The following is a 17761-nucleotide window of genomic DNA, read 5'->3' as shown; positions in this document are numbered from 1 at the left end:
CAGCACCCCTATAACAAAAACGCCCATGCACAAAGCATGAGCGTCGAAAAGCACAATTATCTTATTGATAGGAAACAAACCACGGACGCGGGTCAACCTCAGTGTATGTTTGCTCCGGACTAAAGGTTGGAGTGTCCTCGTCATAAAAGTTCTTCCACGCCATGAAGAAATCAGGGCTCAAATCTTGGCGTAACACATTCCACGTATCAAACTTTTGCCCAGGATCCCCATGCCCATCAGCGTGCAACACAAAAGCCAACTCAGGGTGGGCAGTGTCGAGATTCTCACGATCCTCAATCATCGCCACCTGGAATTGATGCAGCACAAAAGCCTTTTGCGGTAGCTCATTCTCGCGCACGAACTGCGCCAACCACTCGCTTACCTCGTTAATCTCCTCAGCAGTAGCGCTACCCACCCGCGACAACGGCTTCTCACCAGGATTAAGTTTCCACTCCGGGTCAAGCGCCAAACCAACATAAGGCAATTTCAGGAGCTCCTCATACAGCTTTGCCTGCTGAAGGAAATTCCCAGTACCAGGCTGCAAATCAATCACCGCATAACCGCCTGCCTGACCAATCGCCTCAATATACGGACGCAATTCCGCCACATCAGACTCATTGGAATAATTACCATCCGCTCCCGCGGAACCAGAAGCAACAGTAGCAATAACCTCAAATGCAGGAATCACAGGCTGGTCTTCCAAAGGCTGATACTGCGCAGCCAATTCCTGCACCCGCGCCACGGCCTCCGCAGGTGGCTGCTCCCCCATTGCACCAAGAGCCGGACCAGAAGGATGACCATAAAGCGCCACCATACGACGACCAGGGAATACTAAACCGCCGCCGCCAGGCAATTCTTCCTTACCCGCAATGCTGAGTAATTCGTCGAAATGGCTCTGGTCGCCAAACTCATCCCCGAGAGCAACCACTTTCTTACCGGTCATCACCGCATGGCTTGCCCGTGGGTCGGCCACCGGCAAAACCTCAATCTCAGCGCCAGCAGCACGCGCCGTAGCGACCTGCTCAGGAGCAGTATTTTCCGTAACCACCACCGTTAAATCGCGATACTTGGGGTTTTTCGGCTCTAACGCCGCAATGGCAGCGTTTATGCCCTTTTCAGGTGCGGTTTCTTCCGCAGCACCGTCGAGCTGCTCTGCAACATCAATATCCTTTGCGCCCTCAGGAACCTCATCAATAAATAATGCAGCACCTTGCTCCACAGCCTTGCGCGCCCCATCCCACACACGCTCTTGCGTTGCGACGATCGCCTTAGCCCCATCAGCATCGCCATCGAAAAAACTTTGCCAGGCACTCGCCTTGACCTGCGAGGAACTTAATTCATAGCTAGAATTATTAGCGCCAGCACCATCCTGTGAACTGCAAGCACTAAGTAATCCACCTGCCATGATGGCAGCAGTTAGGATCGCTAACATTTTCCGCGAACGCACGAAAACACCTCAATTATTATTGTTTACTCACAATTCTCTTACCAGCCGCCACTCTACCGAGACATAATCACAAGTTCAACGTTGCTCAAAATAGACACTATCGACGCTACCGTGACGTGAACACTGAGCTTGCCAGCCTGTAGGGCGAATTTGCACCACCATTCTGCGCCCGCATAACTGACAAAAACGCGGCGCTTCCAACCCCGCCCGCGCAGAAGGCGAAAGCTGAATATCGGTTTCTTCTGCTATTTTCTGCCCAGTGTTAGGGTGAAAAATAGCAGGCTCACCGGCTAATAATGCACTTAGTAATTCTTGAGATTGCTGAGAATTCATAGCAATTTCCTGATTCCTGTTCCCGTCCCTGTTCCAAGGCGCTATTCTTAGGCGCTATACACACTATACGCTCGAGTTGAGTGCTTTAATCGGCAAACGCAGTTTGCCAAGCATATCTAAATCCTGTTCCATTGGACGACCAAGCGTCGTGAGATAATTGCCCACAATCACCGCATTGATTCCTCCCAAAAGACCCTGCTCAGTGCCTAAATCACCAAGAGTTAGCTCTCGACCACCGGCAAAACGCAAAATTGTTTTCGGTAGTGCCAAGCGGAAAGCACCAATGGCGCGCAAAGCGTCGCTCGTCTCCATGACTTCTTTATCTGCAAAAGGAGTGCCTGGGCGCGGGTCAAGGAAATTCATTGGCACCTCTGTTGGGTTGAGTTCTGCTAGGTCACAGGCAAATTCAGCACGTTGCTCGAGTGTCTCCCCCATGCCTAAGATACCGCCTGAGCATACTTCCATTCCTGCTTCGCCCACCATGCGTAGGGTTTCTCTGCGTGATTCCCAGCTGTGCGTGGTGACAACATTCGGGAAAAAGGAACGCGCAGTTTCTAGATTGTGGTTATAGCGGTGCACGCCTGCTGCTTTGAGGCGATCGACTTGTTCTTGGGTCAGGATCCCTACTGAGGCAGCTACTTCGATTTCTACTTCATTTTTAATGGCGGCCACTGCTTCTTCTAGCTGGCTCATCAAGCGCTCATCTGGTCCTTTAACTGCTGCGACAATGCAAAACTCTGTGGCACCAGATTTTTGGGTTTGTTTTGCCGCTTCCACAAGTCCTTGAATGTCGAGCCAGGCAGAACGCACAGGGGATTGGAACAATCCAGATTGTGAGCAGAAGTGGCAATCTTCGGGGCACCCTCCGGTTTTCAGGGAGATAATGCCTTCTACCTCTACTTCTTCGCCACACCATTTCAGTCTTACTTCATGTGCAAGTTCCAGCAATGCTGGGATGTGCTCGTCGTCGAGCTGCAATACTTCAAGAACTTCTGCCTTGTTAAGCCCAATTCCTTGGTCTAAGACCTTGGTGCGGGCGCGGGTGAGAATGTCGTTCATGGGCTAGTCCTTCCGATAATTGATCACTGTTCAAGAAGTTTAATCAGAATCACTGAACAGTGTTCATGGATTGGTGGAAAGAATTTCCCCCATCACCACCCCCAAATAGCATTACAATAAGAACATGACACTCTACGACGAAGCCTTAGCACTACTATCCGAGCTCATTCGCAATCAATGCGTCAATGACTACACCCCCGGTTCTGGGCAAGAAATACGCAATGCCGCCACTCTGGAAAAATTCTTCGCTGGCGAAAACGTCCAGATCCAAAAATTCGAGCCTGCGCCTGGCAGAACCAGCATTGCGGTCACAGTACCCGGCAGTGATCCACAGGCGCAACCGCTGACCCTACTCGGCCATATCGACGTCGTGCCTATTGATGAAGCACAGTGGACTAAACCGCCTTTCGACGCCCATATAGAAGACGGAAAAATCTATGGCAGGGGCAGCGTCGATATGCTCTTTATCACCGCAGCGATGGCGACGGCAACGAGAAACATTGCCCGCAAAGGTGGCAATAAGGGCACGGTGACCTTTGTGGGAGTTGCCGATGAAGAATCACGCGGCGCATTAGGCGCACGCTGGATTTCCAAACATGAACCCACCGCTTTTAGCTGGGAAAACTGCTTGTCAGAAACCGGCGGCTCCCATATTCCCGGAGCAGATGGACACGACTCTGTTGTGCTCTACGTAGGCGAAAAAGGCGCTGCACAACGACGACTCCACGTTCATGGTGACGCAGGACATGGCTCCACCCCCTACGGACGAGACAGTGCCGTGGCGAAAATCGCCGAAGTTGCCAAACGCATAGCAGCCATAAAACCTGAAATCTCTAATAGTCCAGAATGGCATGGCTTTGTCGACGCCTTCCGCTTCGATACCAAAACCGAAGAACTCGTACGCTCCGGCACTGACCTAAGCCCTCTGGCAGAACTGGCTGCCTTTGGTGATGCCATTAGCCACCTCACCATCGCCCAAACAGTAATTCGCGCAGGTCAAGCCATTAACGTCTTGCCCAGCCACGCGTGGATAGAGCTGGATATTCGCACTTTGCCAGGTCAAGATGATGATTATGTCGACAGCCTTATCACCAAGGCACTAGGAGAACTTGCCGACGAAGTGCATATCGAACACCTCATCTCTGAACCTGCCATGACCTCGCCAACGGATACCAAACTCTACCATGTCTTAGAAGAAACACTGCTCGAGATATTCCCAGGCGCAACAGTCGTGCCTACCATTGCAGCCGGTGGTTCCGACCTGCGCTTTGCTCGAAACCTAGGCGGCATAGGATATGGCTTCGCTGTCCATGCCCAACAGCGCAGCCTAGGCGAAACCTATGCGCAGCTCCATTCCCACGACGAACACCTCTACCTTGAAGATCTAGAGCTTACCGTCCGCGGCTATGACATGGTGCTGCACAAGTTCTTGTACTAATGCTCTACTGCCCTCACTAATCGAGCTAGCCTCAAGCACTGCTAAAACCACCTGGCTACAGCAGTGCGCCAAGCGCCACAATAGCGCCTAACCCAACAATCGGAATCGCAATCGTACACACCGCAATGTCCTTATACGACAATCGGTGTGTCATTCCGCATACGATGAGCAAGGTCAACACCGCACCATTATGCGGCAATGAATCAAAACTCACCGACGCCATAGCAATAACCCTATGCATAAGCTCCATGCTTATCCCCTGCTCATGCGCCAACTGTGCCAACTGCTCCCCCAAAGTTTGCATGGTAATACTCAAACCACCCGACGACGAACCAGTGATACCAGAGATAACTGCCGTAGAAATAACACCTACAATAAGCGCATTGTCACTCAGATCAAGCATATTGCCCTTGATCAAAGCAAAAACAGCAAGAGAAGCGATAACAGCACCAAAACCTACCTCACTGGCAGTAGTCAAACAAGGGACAACCGCATTCTTTGCCCCTTGCGTACATTGCGATAACGTCTCGGCAGATTTCTTGGGGAACATCACAATGATGACCACAATGGCAGCCAGCAGCGAAATAGTTGGCGACCAAATACCCAACAATGCCTCTATCGACGTATTGCCAAATTTCTCCTGCCCCAGATAATCAGTATCAAGCCACCGAGAAAAACCATACACAAAGGAGAAATTCACCAGCACCACAACGGCAATGGGAATAAGACCCAACACACCCTGCATCCTCACCGATGGCTCTTCTGCTTCCGACGCGTCACCGGAAGTCGTCACAGGTGCGTCGGGAGTGGAATCATCCGAAATATGTGGGAGCGCAATAGCCTTGCCCTGAGCGTCGAGAGGCACAAAGAACTCACCACGCGAATGTAATTGCTTAACGCGAAACTCCAACCAGAATAAACCCAAAACCAGCATTAGAGCAGAAGCAACCAAACCTAACATCGGAGCAGCGTAGGTATTGGTGCCGAAATACGTGGTAGGGATTGCATTATGAATCTGCGGAGTACCTGGCAGTGCCGCAATACCAAAAGTAAAGCTACCAAGTGCAATAGCCGCAGGCATAAGTCGAATAGGGATACCTGTCTCTTGAAAAAGCGCCGTAGCTATCGGCACAATCGTAAACGCCACCACCCACGCAGAAACACCACCATAGGTAAGGAGCGCGGACGCTAACACAGTGGAGAAAATTGCACGCTTAGTACCCAATAAGGCAGTAATTCCGCGAGCAAGATACTGAGCCAAACCAGTAGTAGTCATAAGATGACCAAAGATCGCCCCGAATAAAAACAGTGGAAAATACTTTGTGACGAAACCGCCAAGAGCTGGCATGAAAATCTGAGTATAGCTGGCCAATAATGGCTGACCTGAAAAAAGCAAAGCTAATGCTGCTGCCAATGGCGCGACCACAATAACTGAATGACCACGATATGCCAATGTCACTAAGAGTATTAGCGATAGCAACACACCAATAAATGCAATGACCATATTTGTCTCACTTTGCAGAGATAAGAGATAAGAGATTATGTGAAATGTGTATTTCAGAATGACTGTGCAGGATAAACTTAGGTGCTATGAGTGACATTTCTTCGCCGCACGATGGCACTGGGCATGATGACACTGCGCACGATGGCACTGCCCGCCAGCGGATTTTGGCGTGTTCTCGGAAACTTTTTGCGCAAAAACCCTATGGTCAGGTTTCCTTGAGGGAAATATCGCAATTGGCTCACGTCAGCGTTGCACTTATCATTAAGCATTTCCACAGCAAAGAGGAACTTTTTGCCCAAACAGTAGACTTCACCTCATCTGCACAGGCACTTTTTTGTGGTGAGTTTTCCCAGCTAGGCACTACTGCAGTAAAAGAAACACTCACTGCCCCAATCAATGCCCCTTATTCCATGGCACGTATGATCGCCGTAGCCAGTGGAAATGACACCAGTCTTGATGCCATTGGGCAAAGAATCAAAACAGATCTGATGTGTGTGCTCCACAAACGCATTGCGCAAGAAGCACCATACCCCCAGCCTGCACCTGAATTACGTGCTCAAGGGGCATTGGCACTGCTCATAGGATTATCCATTATGCGACGCTTTGGCGATATTGATTTCCAACAATTCAGTCAAGCGTCGCTCCTCGATTACTATGGTCACAACCTACAAGAGCTTCTCGACGGTCACCCATAGGCATCCACAACATCATTGTGTTATGGCACGCACCTGCTCAATAATTGCCGAGAAATCTCGTCGGGAGTTATCCTCATCAGCTGCCATAAACTGCTCATATTGTTCGGCAGCGATTTTCCCTAACACAGTATCAGTGCCAGTTTCTGTCGCAGCTGCCATAGCGAGTTTGAGGTCTTTCACCATCAATGCTGTAGCAAAACCAGGCTTGAACTCGTTATTTGCCGGGGAACTCGGCACTACATCTGGCACCGGCGCATTGACTGATAGTGCCCAGGAATCACCCGTAGCATTAGACACCACATCAAAAAATGCTTGGTGCGCCAACCCGAGTCGCTCTCCCAGAACCAATGCTTCTGCAAGCACAATTTGGTGCACTGCCAGAATCATATTGTTGCACGCTTTTACTGCCTGACCATTGCCGACTTCGCCACAATGGGTAACGCAACGACCCATGATTGCGCAAATAGATTCAGCTTGTGCAAAGGCAGCATCACTACCGCCTACCATGAAAGCCAGGGTGCCCGCCTCTGAACCAGTTACGCCACCCGAAACCGGCGCATCCACAAAGTTATACCCTGCTTGTTGCACTAGCTCTGCTATTTCACGCGCTTCTGATACTGCAATAGTAGAAGAATCAATAAAGAGTGCTAATGCATCATCACTAGCTGTGCTTTGGGCATGGTCGCTAAGAATATCAGTGATTACTTGGCGCGCAAGGGTGCCATTGGGCAGCATGGTAATGACTATTTCTGCCTCACGGGCAGCGTCGATAGCACTGTCGAAAATAATAATGCCACGTTCCTGGGCGCGAGTGCGCGCTTGATCTACTACGTCAAAGCCATGCACTGTCATGCCAGCTTTGACCAGGTTAGCAGCCATAGGACCACCCATATTGCCTAGTCCGATAAAGGCAATAGTTGTTGTACTCATCGTCTTATTCCCTCTCTATAGCTCTGTATCGCTCTGTATTCCACAGCTCGTCAGCTCATCAGTTCATCAGCGGCATGGTAAATTGCGGGCCGGCTTCCTCATCTTCTGGCCAGCGCGAGGTAACGGTCTTTGTCTTGGTGTAGAACCGGAATGCGTCGGGACCATGCTGGTTGAGGTCACCAAATCCAGAGGCTTTCCAACCGCCAAAGGTGTGATATGCGATAGGCACTGGGATAGGAACATTAACGCCGACCATACCCACTTGCACATTCTTGACGAACTCACGTGCTGCCCCACCATTGCGGGTGAAAATTGCGACACCATTGCCATAACGATGTTCCGTCGGCAGTGCGGTTGCTTCTTCAATGCTCTTTGCGCGCACCATAACCAGCACTGGACCAAAAATTTCTTCGGTATAAATGCTCATTTCTGGTGTGGTGTGGTCGAAGAAACTTGGTCCGGCATAGAAACCATCAGCAATAGATTCCCCAGCAAAGTCATGTTCGGACATATCGAGTTCACGCCCATCTACTACCAGTTCAGCTCCGGCTGCGACACCTTCAGCAATGAGCTTTTCGACGCGCTGCTTTGCCTCTTTGGTCACCAATGGACCATAGTCAGCTTCTGGGTCGAGACTGTGCCCAACTTTTAGGCTCGGGATTTTTTCGACAATCGCTGCACGGAGTTTTTCTGCGGTTTCTTCACCTACTGGAACGGCTACTGATAGTGCCATACAACGCTCACCAGCGGAACCATAGGCTGCGCCTACGATAGCGTCGGCAGCGGCGTCGATATCAGCATCTGGTAGCACAATTGCATGATTCTTTGCACCGCCGAAACACTGCGCACGCTTGCCGGTGGCAGCACACCGCTCATAAATATAGGCAGCGATAGGGGTAGAGCCTACAAAGCCAACGGCTTTGACGACGTCGGAATCAAGGATGGCATCTACTGCTTCTTTGCCACCATGAACCACATTGAGCACACCAGCGGGTCCGCCTGCTTCGATAAAGAGTTCTGCAAGGCGATTTGGCACTGAGGGATCGCGCTCTGATGGTTTGAGTACAAAGGCATTACCACACGCTAGTGCTGGTCCTGCTTTCCAGAGTGGAATCATGGCTGGGAAATTAAATGGGGTGATACCTGCGACAACGCCTAGTGGTTGGCGTAGGGAGTAGGTGTCAATTCCGGTTCCTACTTCGCTGGAGTATTCGCCTTTGAGTTGGTGTGGTGCGCCAAGGGAGAATTCGAGGACATCAAGGCCGCGCTGCACATCTCCTTTGGCGTCTGGGAATGTTTTGCCGTGCTCGAGCGAAAGGGTGCGCGCAATTTCGTCGATATTCTCGGTGATGAGGTTGATCCACTTCATGATGACGCGGATTCGTTTTTGTGGGTTGAAGCTGCCCCAGATTTTTTGTGCTTGTGCAGCACGAGCAATCACACTGTCCACATCTTTTTTATCTGCTAGGACGACTCTGCCTTGTTCTTTTCCTGTGGATGGGTTGAGGATTGCTTGGAAGTTTTCCGTGGTTCCGTGAAAAGTTGCGCCATCGACGTAGTGGTAGACGGTATATCCGTCATGTTCGTGAGTATCTGCACTCATTGTGTCCTCCTTGGGGTGGGATTACGAGATGGGATTACTTAGAGCACAGAATAAACGAGACTTAAGACACATTTCTAGAAAAATAGAGATGTGAACAACATTTACCCCCTATAGTGTCATGACTTTCTCTTGCTTCTCGACGCCCACCCCAAGAAAAACACAGCAGGGGCGACGCTACTCATCACCCCTGCCATTATTGCCACTAGCAGCACATTTATGCGTGGCGGAATTGCGGCGCACGCTTTTCCACAAAGGCACTCATACCCTCTTTTTGATCGTCGGAAGCAAAAATGGCATGGAAAGTGCGGCGCTCATACTGCACACCGGCAGCCAAGAAAGTCTCATAAGCAGCATTAACCTGCTCCTTAATAAGAGTAGTTGCAACCAAAGATTTTTCAGCAATGACCTGAGCAGTCTCCAGCGCCACATCCAGCAACTGCTCTGGGGCAACAACTTGCGCAACCAAACCAGCACATTCCGCCTCTTGCGCACCCATCATGCGCCCCGTCAGACACATCTGCATAGCCTTTGCCTTACCAATAGCACGAGTCAAACGCTGCGAACCACCCATGCCAGGAGTAACACCTAAATTAACCTCTGGCTGCCCAAACTTTGCCTTCTCACCAGCAATAATGAAATCGCACATCATGGCCAATTCACAACCACCACCGAGAGCATAACCATTAACTGCCGCAATAATAGGAGTGCGCAGCGCAGTAAAAGCATCCCAACCAGCAAACCAATCCTGCATATACATATCAGTAGCGCTCTTATCTGCCATTTCTTTAATGTCAGCACCAGCAGCAAAGGCCTTTTCGGAACCAGTAAGAATAATGGCTCCAATGCCGGGGTCAACGTCGAGAGCTTGGGCTGCTTTTACGACCTCACGCATCGTTTCATGATTGAGAGCATTAAGGGCTTGAGGACGATTAAGAGTGATGATACCCACTCTGCCCTGGGTTTCCACCAGAATGTTAGCGAAGTTACTAGACTCATTGCTCACAACTATTCCCACTTCCTGTATCACATATCACAATGGTTAGGGTTCAAGTTGAGCATACTAAACCAGCCTAAAATTTCTGGCAGTTTTGCAAGAACTTTTCCATGAACTTTTCCATTTCGCCCATTTTCTCCATATGAAGAAAATAACAACATCATAAAATCTCCTCGTCACAGCGAAGAACCACACCACTGAGCACCACCAAAACCAGACAACGCTAAAACTACTGGTCAACGCCCCATTGCGAGATAAACAACCACATTCTTCACCCGATTGCTGGCAGCAAAAACGCATAGAACTGCGTCGAAAAAGCGTCACTGGACTCTAGTTTTTTTGGATAACCCTTTATACTAGGGGGCACAAGTATGTCTTTTAAGATATGCCTGGGTAAGTAACAGTTAAGTAATAGTAAGGTGCTAAGACTCAAAGGAGGTGTCAAGGTGTCATTCATGGACAAAATCGCAAAGATTGACAGCGCCATGCAGCGCGGCTTAGACAACAGCTTCGCTCTGGTCTTTGGCGGGCGCGTCGTACCAGCTGAAATTGAGGAATTACTCAAACAAGAAGTCCAAGATAACCTCTTGCACACCTATGAAGGCACCATCGAAGCACCTAATTTTTTTCGAGTCGGGGTAAGCAAAAAAGACGCAGCTAATCTAAGCGAAAACCATCCAGACCTTCCCTTAGATTTTGCCGATCAACTCACCCGCTACGAACGCAATCAAGGGTGGGTCACCCCAGGCATTATCACAGTCCTTATCGAAGTTGATTCTTCCCTCCGGACTGGTCAGCTCAAAGCCCATTCCGATATTGACCCCACATCGGACGGCAATTCCCGTTTTGTTGGAATAGAAACATACGACCCTACACACAACTACTACCTCGATCACAATGCCAACCCGCATGACCCAGGTATCCAGGAAGCAGAAAGGCAATTCGACGTGGCAGATCAGCAGCAACGCCAGTGGCCATCTACTGAACACATTCCTTCACAAGCACCGCTAAGCCCACCGACACCAGGACACAACTTTGGTGGCGTCACGGCTCAAGCAGCACCAGCCGAGCGGATGCCGTCGGTAAGTTTATTACTCCAAGATGGTTCCTCCAGGACATACCATGTTCATTCTGGTTCCAATATCATCGGACGCAGCAATGACGCAGACTTCCGCCTGCCAGATACCGGGGTATCACGCAAACACGCCGAAATCACATGGAATGGGCGCGACGCCATCCTTGTTGATTTGCAATCAACCAATGGCACCACCGTCAATGAAACCCCCATTGATAACTGGTTGCTTGCCGACGGCGATGTTATTACTGTTGGTCACTCCAATATCGAAGTGCGCATTAACAGGTCTGCCTAGGAGAGTAAGGATAAAACAATGGATTCAGTTATTCTGCTAGGGCTACGCATTGGTTTACTGGTTGTCCTATGGCTTTTTATCCTCATGGCACTGGGGGCGTTGCGCAAAGACACAAAAATTATCGCCAACAGTGGAAATAGTGCATTTTCCGCAGGTGCGAGCGCTGTACCAGCGCCAGCAAAGTCACGCATAACCTCTGGTACCCCACGCAGCTTAACTGTTGTCGAAGGTCCGCTGCTCGGCGCACGTCTAGATATTAGCGCCAGCAATGAAATCACCATTGGACGTGCAGCTGAATGCACATTCACCATCGGCGATGACTACGCATCCTCACGTCACGCAAAACTGATACGACGCGGTAATGAATGGTTCATCGAAGATCTTGATTCGCGCAACGGCACCTTTGTCTCTGGATACCGCATCGAGCAACCAGAGAAAGTGGGAGTCGGCGTGGATATTAAAATTGGACGCACTGTAGTGAGGCTGGTTCCCTAAATGCTGAAACTTAATTTTGCCATTGCCTCAGACCGTGGGCTTGTCCGCGGCAATAATGAGGACTCTGCCTATGCAGGTCCTTACCTTCTCGCACTTGCCGACGGCATGGGCGGTCACGCCGCAGGAGAAATAGCCTCACAGCTCATGATTACGCATCTCATGCGTCTCGATAGCGACCCAGGCGAAAATGATATGCTCGCGCTGCTTGGCACAGTCGCCGACGAAGCTAATCAATCTATCGCAGCGACCATAGAAAAGCAGCCTGAAACCGACGGCATGGGCACCACCCTTACCACTTTCTTATTTAATGGACGCGAATTTGGTTTGTGCCATGCCGGCGATTCCCGCGGATACCGTCTGCGTGGCAGTAGACTCACCCAACTAACTGTCGACGACACCTACGTGCAATCACTCGTCGCCAAAGGCGAATTAAACCCTGAGGATGTATCTACCCACCCTAATCGCTCCCTGATCTTTAAGGCATACACAGGTATGCCAGTAGAACCAACATTGAGCATAGTGGATGCCCGCAGCGGAGATCGCATTTTGCTGTGCTCTGATGGGCTTTCCGACCCTGTTACTGCCACCACGATTGAGCAGACCTTATGCACTGGCACGCCTCAAGAGGCAGCAGAAAAACTCATTGAGTTAGCGTTACGCTCAGGCGGACCAGATAACGTGACAGTGGTCGTAGCAGATGTGGTAGATGAGAAAACCACTATTGATCTACCCACAGAAGGTGTTGTCGCCGGAGCACTCGACGCAGAAACAGCCCCCCAATTGCGTCCAGATACCGCAGCTGGTCGTGCCGCAATTGCGCTTTCTCAACCTCAAGCCGATTCTAGTGCCAGCCCTGCCCATGAAGAACACCACCCACCAACTCCTGCAACCAACCAGAGCACTGCTGACGCTACCCCTTCGGTTTCTACTCCTCGGGACACTACCCCTGCACAGCCGATGGTGATTCCACCAACACAACCAACTGAGCAGGCACACCAAGCAGCCGAGGCCACAGGAAAATCAGACAAACCGGCAAAGGCAAAGAAGAAGAGCGCTAAGGCATGGTGGATTACGCTTATCGCCTTCACCCTCGTGTTAATCATTGCTGGTGCTGCCGCATGGTTTTATCGTTCCTTGAATAACACCTACTACATCACTACTCGTGGTGACTCACAGGAAATAGTCATTGAGCGTGGCTCAGATATCACCCTATTCGGGCGCAATCTTCATTCGACTTATCAGAAGACGTGTCTTGATGAAAATGATAATCTCACCCTCACTGAAGCTGATTCCAATAAGAATTGTCGTAGTTTCAGGCTTGATGATCTTCGAGAGACTGCCCGCACCCAAGTAGCAAGTTTGCCTGCTGGCAACTACGACGATGTGCAGCAGCAATTGCAACGCTTGGTTGAGCAACTCCTGCCGATATGCGTAGTACGTGCACATCAACCTGCACAAACATCTACCCCTGGTGCAGTACCACCATCTGCAAGCACTGCACCAACTAGCGCAACTACGGCTATACCGGACGTCGATAAGCACAAGACAACGACACCTACACCGGTTGGTTCTTTGTCATCACCTGGGAAGAATTGTCGGGAGGCGAAATAAGTGGGCTTCTTCTCCCGCCTCACAGCACGGCGCACCGAGTTTGGGCTATTGATTATGGCAACCATAGTCATTGCCGTGGCTTTGGTATCGCTTACTCTTTCCCAAGGCAATACTGTTAACGCAGAAATTGCCTGGGTAATCGGCGGCTTTATCGGTATCTTCACCGTGGCGCACCTTGCGTTATGCGCGCTTGCGCCCAGGGCAGATCAAGTCATGTTACCGGTGGCAGCCACACTCAACGGTCTGGGGCTGGTCATGATTTATCGCCTTGACCTGGCAACAGAGCGCACTTTAGTCAGCAGACAAGTGATGTGGACCCTGGTATCAATTGCCCTGATGATCGCTGTTCTCGTGCTCATCAAAGATCATCGCAGCCTTAGCCGATATTCCTTTGTGCTGGGCTTCATCGGGTTGATTCTCCTAGCATTGCCCCTAGTATGGCCAGTATCTTCCGATACCACTTCCGACGCAAAAATCTGGATCACCGTCGGCTCTTTTTCACTCCAACCAGGTGAGTTTTCTAAAATCCTGCTCTTGCTTTTCTTTGCCCAACTGCTGGTCAATAAGAGAGCGCTTTTTAGCGTGGCTGGTTATCATGTGCTCGGATTAGAATTTCCTCGCCTGCGTGACCTCGCGCCAATCCTTGGCGTATGGGCGATTGCTCTGGTGATTATGGCTGGCGAAAATGACTTTGGTCCAGCATTACTGCTCTTTAGCACTGTGCTCGGCATGGTATATTTTGCCACCAATCGAGTTTCTTGGCTGCTCATCGGGGTAATTTTGGTTGCTGTGGGCGGTACTGCGCTGTATCAGATTTCAGAGAAGATACAGAATCGCTTTAGTAATTTCTTAGATCCCATTGCCAACTACGACTCCACAGGTATGCAGCTATCTCAGTCACTATTCGGAATGTCTACTGGTGGTTTATTTGGCACCGGTCTGGGACAAGGGCACCCACAGATTATTCCCATTGTGGAATCAGATTTTATTTTGGCAGCCTTTGGCGAAGAACTAGGTCTAGTGGGCATAGCCGGGATTTTGATTTTATTTGCCATCTTCGTGACCAGTGGAATTCATACTTCTCTGCTGGTACGCGATTCCTTTGGCAAATTAGTCTCCGCAGGGCTGACTGTGACCATTGCGATCCAGATTTTTGTGGTTACTGGTGGCATTAGTGCACTCATGCCTATGACTGGTTTGACCACGCCTTTTATGTCTCAGGGTGGTTCTAGTCTGATGGCGAACTATATTCTGCTCGGAATTGTGTTGCGCATTTCTCACTCAGCTCGCACCAACTCGGCAGTGGAGGTGAAAAAATGAATCGCGCTATCCGTTTTAGCTCCATCTTCGCGTTATTACTTACCTTGATTTTGCTCATTAACCTCACAGTTGTTCAGGTATTTAGTGAAGAAAAATATGCGCATAATCCGCTGAATCGACGTGAGTTTATTGAGCAGAAGAAAAGCCCACGAGGCCAGATTTCCGCTGGTGGCCATATTCTTGCTGAATCCGTTAAAGATGAGAATGGGTTTTATCAGCGCCAATTCCCTGAGGGCTCCATCTCCTACGGACCTATTCAAGGCTATATCTCAGATACTTATGGTCTGTCTGGCATTGAGCAAAGCTACAATAACATCCTCAATGGTAAAGAAAAACCAGCAAGCCAGTGGTGGAAACAATTGCTTAACGACGAAAAAACCGTCGGCAATGTGGAGCTGACCCTTATGCCTACGGTGCAAGAAGTTGCCTATAGTCAGTTAGCAAATGCTGGTTATGATGGTGCCGTGGTTGCGATTCGCCCTTCCACAGGTGAGATTCTTGCAATGGCATCAACTCCTACTTTTGACCCAGCTGCGATCTCTAACGACGACACCGCAGAAAATGCATGGGAGCAGCTCAATAATGCACCTGGTAGTCCTTTGCTCAATCATGCCACGCAAGAGACTCTGCCACCAGGTTCTACGTTTAAGGTCATTACTACTGCTGCGGCATTAACTGCTGGAACATACGCCCCTGGTTCCACAGTGACTGGCACAAACCAAATTACCCTGCCTAATAGTACCGCTACCTTGGAAAATTATGGTGGACAAAGCTGTGCAGGAGCTAATAGCGTAACCGTAGAAACAGCATTCCAATACTCGTGCAACACTGCCTTTGTGGAGATGGCAATCGGCACCGGCATTAAGCCCTTGCAGGATATGGCTGCTGCATTTGGTATCCACGATGTTTATGACCTCGGTATCCCTATGGCAGCGGGCACAACTGGTGAAATAAATTATGATGCTGAACTGGCACAATCAGCAATTGGGCAGCGTGATGTGGCAATGAGCGTACTCGAAAATGCTGTGATTGCCGCAACAATTGCTAATGGTGGTAAGCGCATGGAACCGCACCTCGTGTCCCGAATCCTCGGCAATGATTTATCCACCACGATGCAAACAAAACCAAAGGAACTCAACCAAGCAATAAAACCTGAGGTTGCCGCTACCTTAACTCAGCTCATGCAAGCATCAGAGCGTCATACCAGCGGTTATACTGGTGCCGATATTGCTTCTAAAACAGGTACTGCAGAGCATGGTGAAGATTCGCGCAATTCTAATCCACACGCATGGTATATCGCTTTTGGACCGTCGAAAGACGCTGATGTTGCGGTTGCGGTTGTGGTGAAAAATGGTGGTGATCGTGGTCAAGCAGCAACAGGTGGTTCAGTGGCAGCGCCTATTGGTCGTGCCGTTATCGAAGCAGTACAAAGGGAGCAGGGTTAAACAATGACTTCAATCAGCGATTCCCAGCATGAGCTCCAAAGGCTCATTGGTGAAGATTACCAGCTCCAATGGATTATCGGTCATGGCGGTATGTCTACTGTGTGGCTGGCCGATGATGTAAAAAACCAGCGTGAAGTAGCAGTTAAGGTACTCAAACCTGAGTTTTCTGATAATAATGAGTTTCTCTCCAGGTTCCGCAATGAAGCTCTTGCGAGCGAAAAAATCAGCTCAGATAATGTGGTGGCAACCTACGACTATCGGGAAGTCACTCATCATGGTCGCACGCTCTGTTTCATCGTCATGGAGTACGTTCGTGGTGAATCATTGGCAGATATGTTGGCAAGAAAGCAATCGCTGCCCGAGGCTCTTGCCCTTGATGTTTTAGAGCAGGCAGCGCATGGTTTAGCGACCATTCACCGCATGGGCATGGTTCACCGCGATATTAAACCAGGTAATCTGCTCATCACGCAGAATGGTCAGGTAAAAATAACTGACTTTGGTATCGCCAAAGCAGCCGAAGCAGTACCGTTGACTCGCACTGGCATGGTCGTCGGCACGGCGCAATATGTCTCCCCAGAACAAGCACAGGGCGTAGAGGTAAAAGCAAGTAGCGACGTCTACTCCCTAGGCGTCGTTGGCTATGAAATGTTAGCTGGTGAACGTCCTTTTGCGGGGGATAGCTCTGTCTCAGTGGCGATTGCGCACATCAATCAAGCACCTTCCCCACTCCCGACGCATATCTCAGCACCTGCGCGTGAACTTATCGGTATTACATTGCGCAAAGATCCAGCGCATAGATATGCCGATGGTAATGAACTCGCACTAGCCATTGCCACTGCTCGTAGCGGGCACCGCCCACCGCAGCCGCAATCTTCTTTGCTCAATCAAGTAGCACCACAACCCTCGCCGACGGCTTCCACATATGCCCTCGGGCAAGTAGCCCAACCAACTACTGTTCTTCCAGCTCAGGATACGCAAGCAACGGCTGCTCGTCGACTAGCTCCTGCGGCAGCTGCCGCGGCACCAGCAGCTCGTGCCCAGAACAGAGTTCACCATAAGGAGAAGGATCGAGGTGGTTTAGGAGCTGGTTTTGCTGCTGCCGTGTTGTTATTGTTACTGATCGGCATCGGCATTTTTGGTTATGTCCAAGGGTGGTTTGGTAAATTCACCTCACATTCTGTGCCCACTACTAGCACCCCAGCGGTGGTAACCCATACCATTATCAAGGAGGAAACTCCAGAGCCAGAACCAGAACCCGTAGAGGAAGAGACTTTTGTTCCTGAGCGTACCTATATCGTGGAGGAACAACCCACAATCGCTGAGGATCCTCAGGAAGCAGAAACAGTGATCTTGGATGAGCCAACTGTAGCGGTAGAGACTGAACAGGTCACACCAACTCGCCTTGCAACAACTATTCGTAATTCTCAGGGTTCAGCAGGAACTGCTGGGCAAACACGTACTGTTGAGCCAATGACCACGGAATATATCGACGAGACTGTGGAAGTACAGTAAGAGAG

16 protein-coding genes are annotated in these 17761 nt (G+C 50.1%); 8 read left to right on the top strand and 8 right to left on the bottom strand.

Annotation, left to right across the window (positions count from 1 at the left end; translation table 11 throughout):
• Positions 1–61: 61 nt before the first annotated feature.
• The 3 genes from EML15_RS04050 to bioB form a co-directional block, all read right to left on the bottom strand.
• Positions 62–1432 carry a cell wall-binding repeat-containing protein gene (locus EML15_RS04050; protein WP_144274100.1) on the bottom strand — a complete coding sequence of 457 codons (1371 nt, stop codon included), beginning with the start codon at positions 1430–1432 and terminating at the stop codon, positions 62–64.
• A 90-nt stretch (positions 1433–1522) separates the two neighbouring features.
• A complete protein-coding gene (locus EML15_RS04045) occupies positions 1523–1780 on the bottom strand; it encodes a hypothetical protein (protein WP_144273591.1) in 258 nt (85 codons plus the stop codon).
• Between the two features lie 63 nt (positions 1781–1843).
• Positions 1844–2839: a biotin synthase BioB gene (gene bioB / locus EML15_RS04040; protein ID WP_144273590.1), complete on the bottom strand. Its 996-nt coding sequence runs from the start codon at positions 2837–2839 to the stop codon at positions 1844–1846.
• Between the two features lie 124 nt (positions 2840–2963).
• On the opposite strand from bioB, the gene EML15_RS04035 reads away from it, so the two are divergent.
• A complete protein-coding gene (locus EML15_RS04035) occupies positions 2964–4277 on the top strand; it encodes a M20/M25/M40 family metallo-hydrolase (protein WP_144273589.1) in 1314 nt (437 codons plus the stop codon).
• Positions 4278–4332: 55 nt separating this feature from the next.
• Here EML15_RS04035 and EML15_RS04030 read toward each other — a convergent pair whose 3' ends face one another.
• Positions 4333–5781, bottom strand: coding sequence for a GntP family permease (locus tag EML15_RS04030; RefSeq protein ID WP_144273588.1), 1449 nt, complete (start codon positions 5779–5781; stop codon positions 4333–4335).
• An 86-nt stretch (positions 5782–5867) separates the two neighbouring features.
• Here EML15_RS04030 and EML15_RS04025 point away from each other — a divergent pair, with 86 nt between their 5' ends.
• Positions 5868–6476 carry a TetR/AcrR family transcriptional regulator gene (locus EML15_RS04025; RefSeq protein ID WP_144273587.1) on the top strand — a complete coding sequence of 203 codons (609 nt, stop codon included), beginning with the start codon at positions 5868–5870 and terminating at the stop codon, positions 6474–6476.
• Between the two features lie 12 nt (positions 6477–6488).
• Here EML15_RS04025 and mmsB read toward each other — a convergent pair whose 3' ends face one another.
• From mmsB to EML15_RS10190, 4 genes are all read right to left on the bottom strand, one after another.
• Complete coding sequence (gene mmsB / locus EML15_RS04020) at positions 6489–7406, bottom strand: 3-hydroxyisobutyrate dehydrogenase (RefSeq protein WP_144273586.1); 918 nt, start codon at positions 7404–7406, stop codon at positions 6489–6491.
• A gap of 58 nt (positions 7407–7464) precedes the next feature.
• On the bottom strand, positions 7465–9009 hold the full coding sequence (locus tag EML15_RS04015; RefSeq protein ID WP_144273585.1) for a CoA-acylating methylmalonate-semialdehyde dehydrogenase: 1545 nt from the start codon (positions 9007–9009) through the stop codon (positions 7465–7467).
• 214 nt (positions 9010–9223) lie between these two features.
• Positions 9224–10012, bottom strand: coding sequence for an enoyl-CoA hydratase (locus EML15_RS04010; protein WP_185967171.1), 789 nt, complete (start codon positions 10010–10012; stop codon positions 9224–9226).
• Positions 10013–10032: 20 nt separating this feature from the next.
• Positions 10033–10167, bottom strand: coding sequence for a hypothetical protein (locus tag EML15_RS10190; RefSeq protein WP_255455980.1), 135 nt, complete (start codon positions 10165–10167; stop codon positions 10033–10035).
• A gap of 282 nt (positions 10168–10449) precedes the next feature.
• Here EML15_RS10190 and EML15_RS04005 point away from each other — a divergent pair, with 282 nt between their 5' ends.
• The 6 genes from EML15_RS04005 to EML15_RS03980 are packed head-to-tail and all read left to right on the top strand — an operon-like array spanning position 10450 to position 17756.
• On the top strand, positions 10450–11373 hold the full coding sequence (locus EML15_RS04005; RefSeq protein WP_144273584.1) for a DUF3662 and FHA domain-containing protein: 924 nt from the start codon (positions 10450–10452) through the stop codon (positions 11371–11373).
• Positions 11374–11391: 18 nt separating this feature from the next.
• Entirely contained in the window at positions 11392–11868 is a 477-nt protein-coding gene (locus EML15_RS04000) for an FHA domain-containing protein (RefSeq protein ID WP_144273583.1), read from the top strand.
• Positions 11869–13479, top strand: coding sequence for a protein phosphatase 2C domain-containing protein (locus EML15_RS03995; protein ID WP_144273582.1), 1611 nt, complete (start codon positions 11869–11871; stop codon positions 13477–13479).
• Positions 13480–14799 carry an FtsW/RodA/SpoVE family cell cycle protein gene (locus EML15_RS03990; RefSeq protein ID WP_144273581.1) on the top strand — a complete coding sequence of 440 codons (1320 nt, stop codon included), beginning with the start codon at positions 13480–13482 and terminating at the stop codon, positions 14797–14799.
• Positions 14796–16244, top strand: coding sequence for a penicillin-binding transpeptidase domain-containing protein (locus EML15_RS03985; RefSeq protein ID WP_144273580.1), 1449 nt, complete (start codon positions 14796–14798; stop codon positions 16242–16244). The genes EML15_RS03990 and EML15_RS03985 overlap by 4 nt, the downstream gene beginning before the upstream one ends.
• A gap of 3 nt (positions 16245–16247) precedes the next feature.
• Entirely contained in the window at positions 16248–17756 is a 1509-nt protein-coding gene (locus tag EML15_RS03980) for a serine/threonine-protein kinase (RefSeq protein ID WP_144273579.1), read from the top strand.
• The last annotated feature ends 5 nt before the right edge of the window (positions 17757–17761 follow it).

Origin of the sequence: Corynebacterium sp. sy017 (genome assembly GCF_017918135.1) — a bacterium.
Classification (GTDB): Bacteria; Actinomycetota; Actinomycetes; order Mycobacteriales; family Mycobacteriaceae; genus Corynebacterium.
The sequence above is the reverse complement of the archived record's forward strand: the minus strand, read 5'-3'. Positions and strand labels throughout refer to the sequence as shown.

Bases quoted from the DNA above. Each gene is read 5' to 3' on its own strand.
- EML15_RS04050 (WP_144274100.1), bottom strand. From the start codon at position 1,432: ATGTTAGCGATCCTAACTGCTGCCATCATGGCAGGTGGATTACTTAGT.
- EML15_RS04045 (WP_144273591.1), bottom strand. From the start codon at position 1,780: ATGAATTCTCAGCAATCTCAAGAATTACTAAGTGCATTATTAGCCGGT.
- bioB (WP_144273590.1), bottom strand. From the start codon at position 2,839: ATGAACGACATTCTCACCCGCGCCCGCACCAAGGTCTTAGACCAAGGA.
- EML15_RS04035 (WP_144273589.1), top strand. From the start codon at position 2,964: ATGACACTCTACGACGAAGCCTTAGCACTACTATCCGAGCTCATTCGC.
- EML15_RS04030 (WP_144273588.1), bottom strand. From the start codon at position 5,781: ATGGTCATTGCATTTATTGGTGTGTTGCTATCGCTAATACTCTTAGTG.
- EML15_RS04025 (WP_144273587.1), top strand. From the start codon at position 5,868: ATGAGTGACATTTCTTCGCCGCACGATGGCACTGGGCATGATGACACT.
- mmsB (WP_144273586.1), bottom strand. From the start codon at position 7,406: ATGAGTACAACAACTATTGCCTTTATCGGACTAGGCAATATGGGTGGT.
- EML15_RS04015 (WP_144273585.1), bottom strand. From the start codon at position 9,009: ATGAGTGCAGATACTCACGAACATGACGGATATACCGTCTACCACTAC.
- EML15_RS10190 (WP_255455980.1), bottom strand. From the start codon at position 10,167: ATGATGTTGTTATTTTCTTCATATGGAGAAAATGGGCGAAATGGAAAA.
- EML15_RS04000 (WP_144273583.1), top strand. From the start codon at position 11,392: ATGGATTCAGTTATTCTGCTAGGGCTACGCATTGGTTTACTGGTTGTC.
- EML15_RS03995 (WP_144273582.1), top strand. From the start codon at position 11,869: ATGCTGAAACTTAATTTTGCCATTGCCTCAGACCGTGGGCTTGTCCGC.
- EML15_RS03985 (WP_144273580.1), top strand. From the start codon at position 14,796: ATGAATCGCGCTATCCGTTTTAGCTCCATCTTCGCGTTATTACTTACC.
- EML15_RS03980 (WP_144273579.1), top strand. From the start codon at position 16,248: ATGACTTCAATCAGCGATTCCCAGCATGAGCTCCAAAGGCTCATTGGT.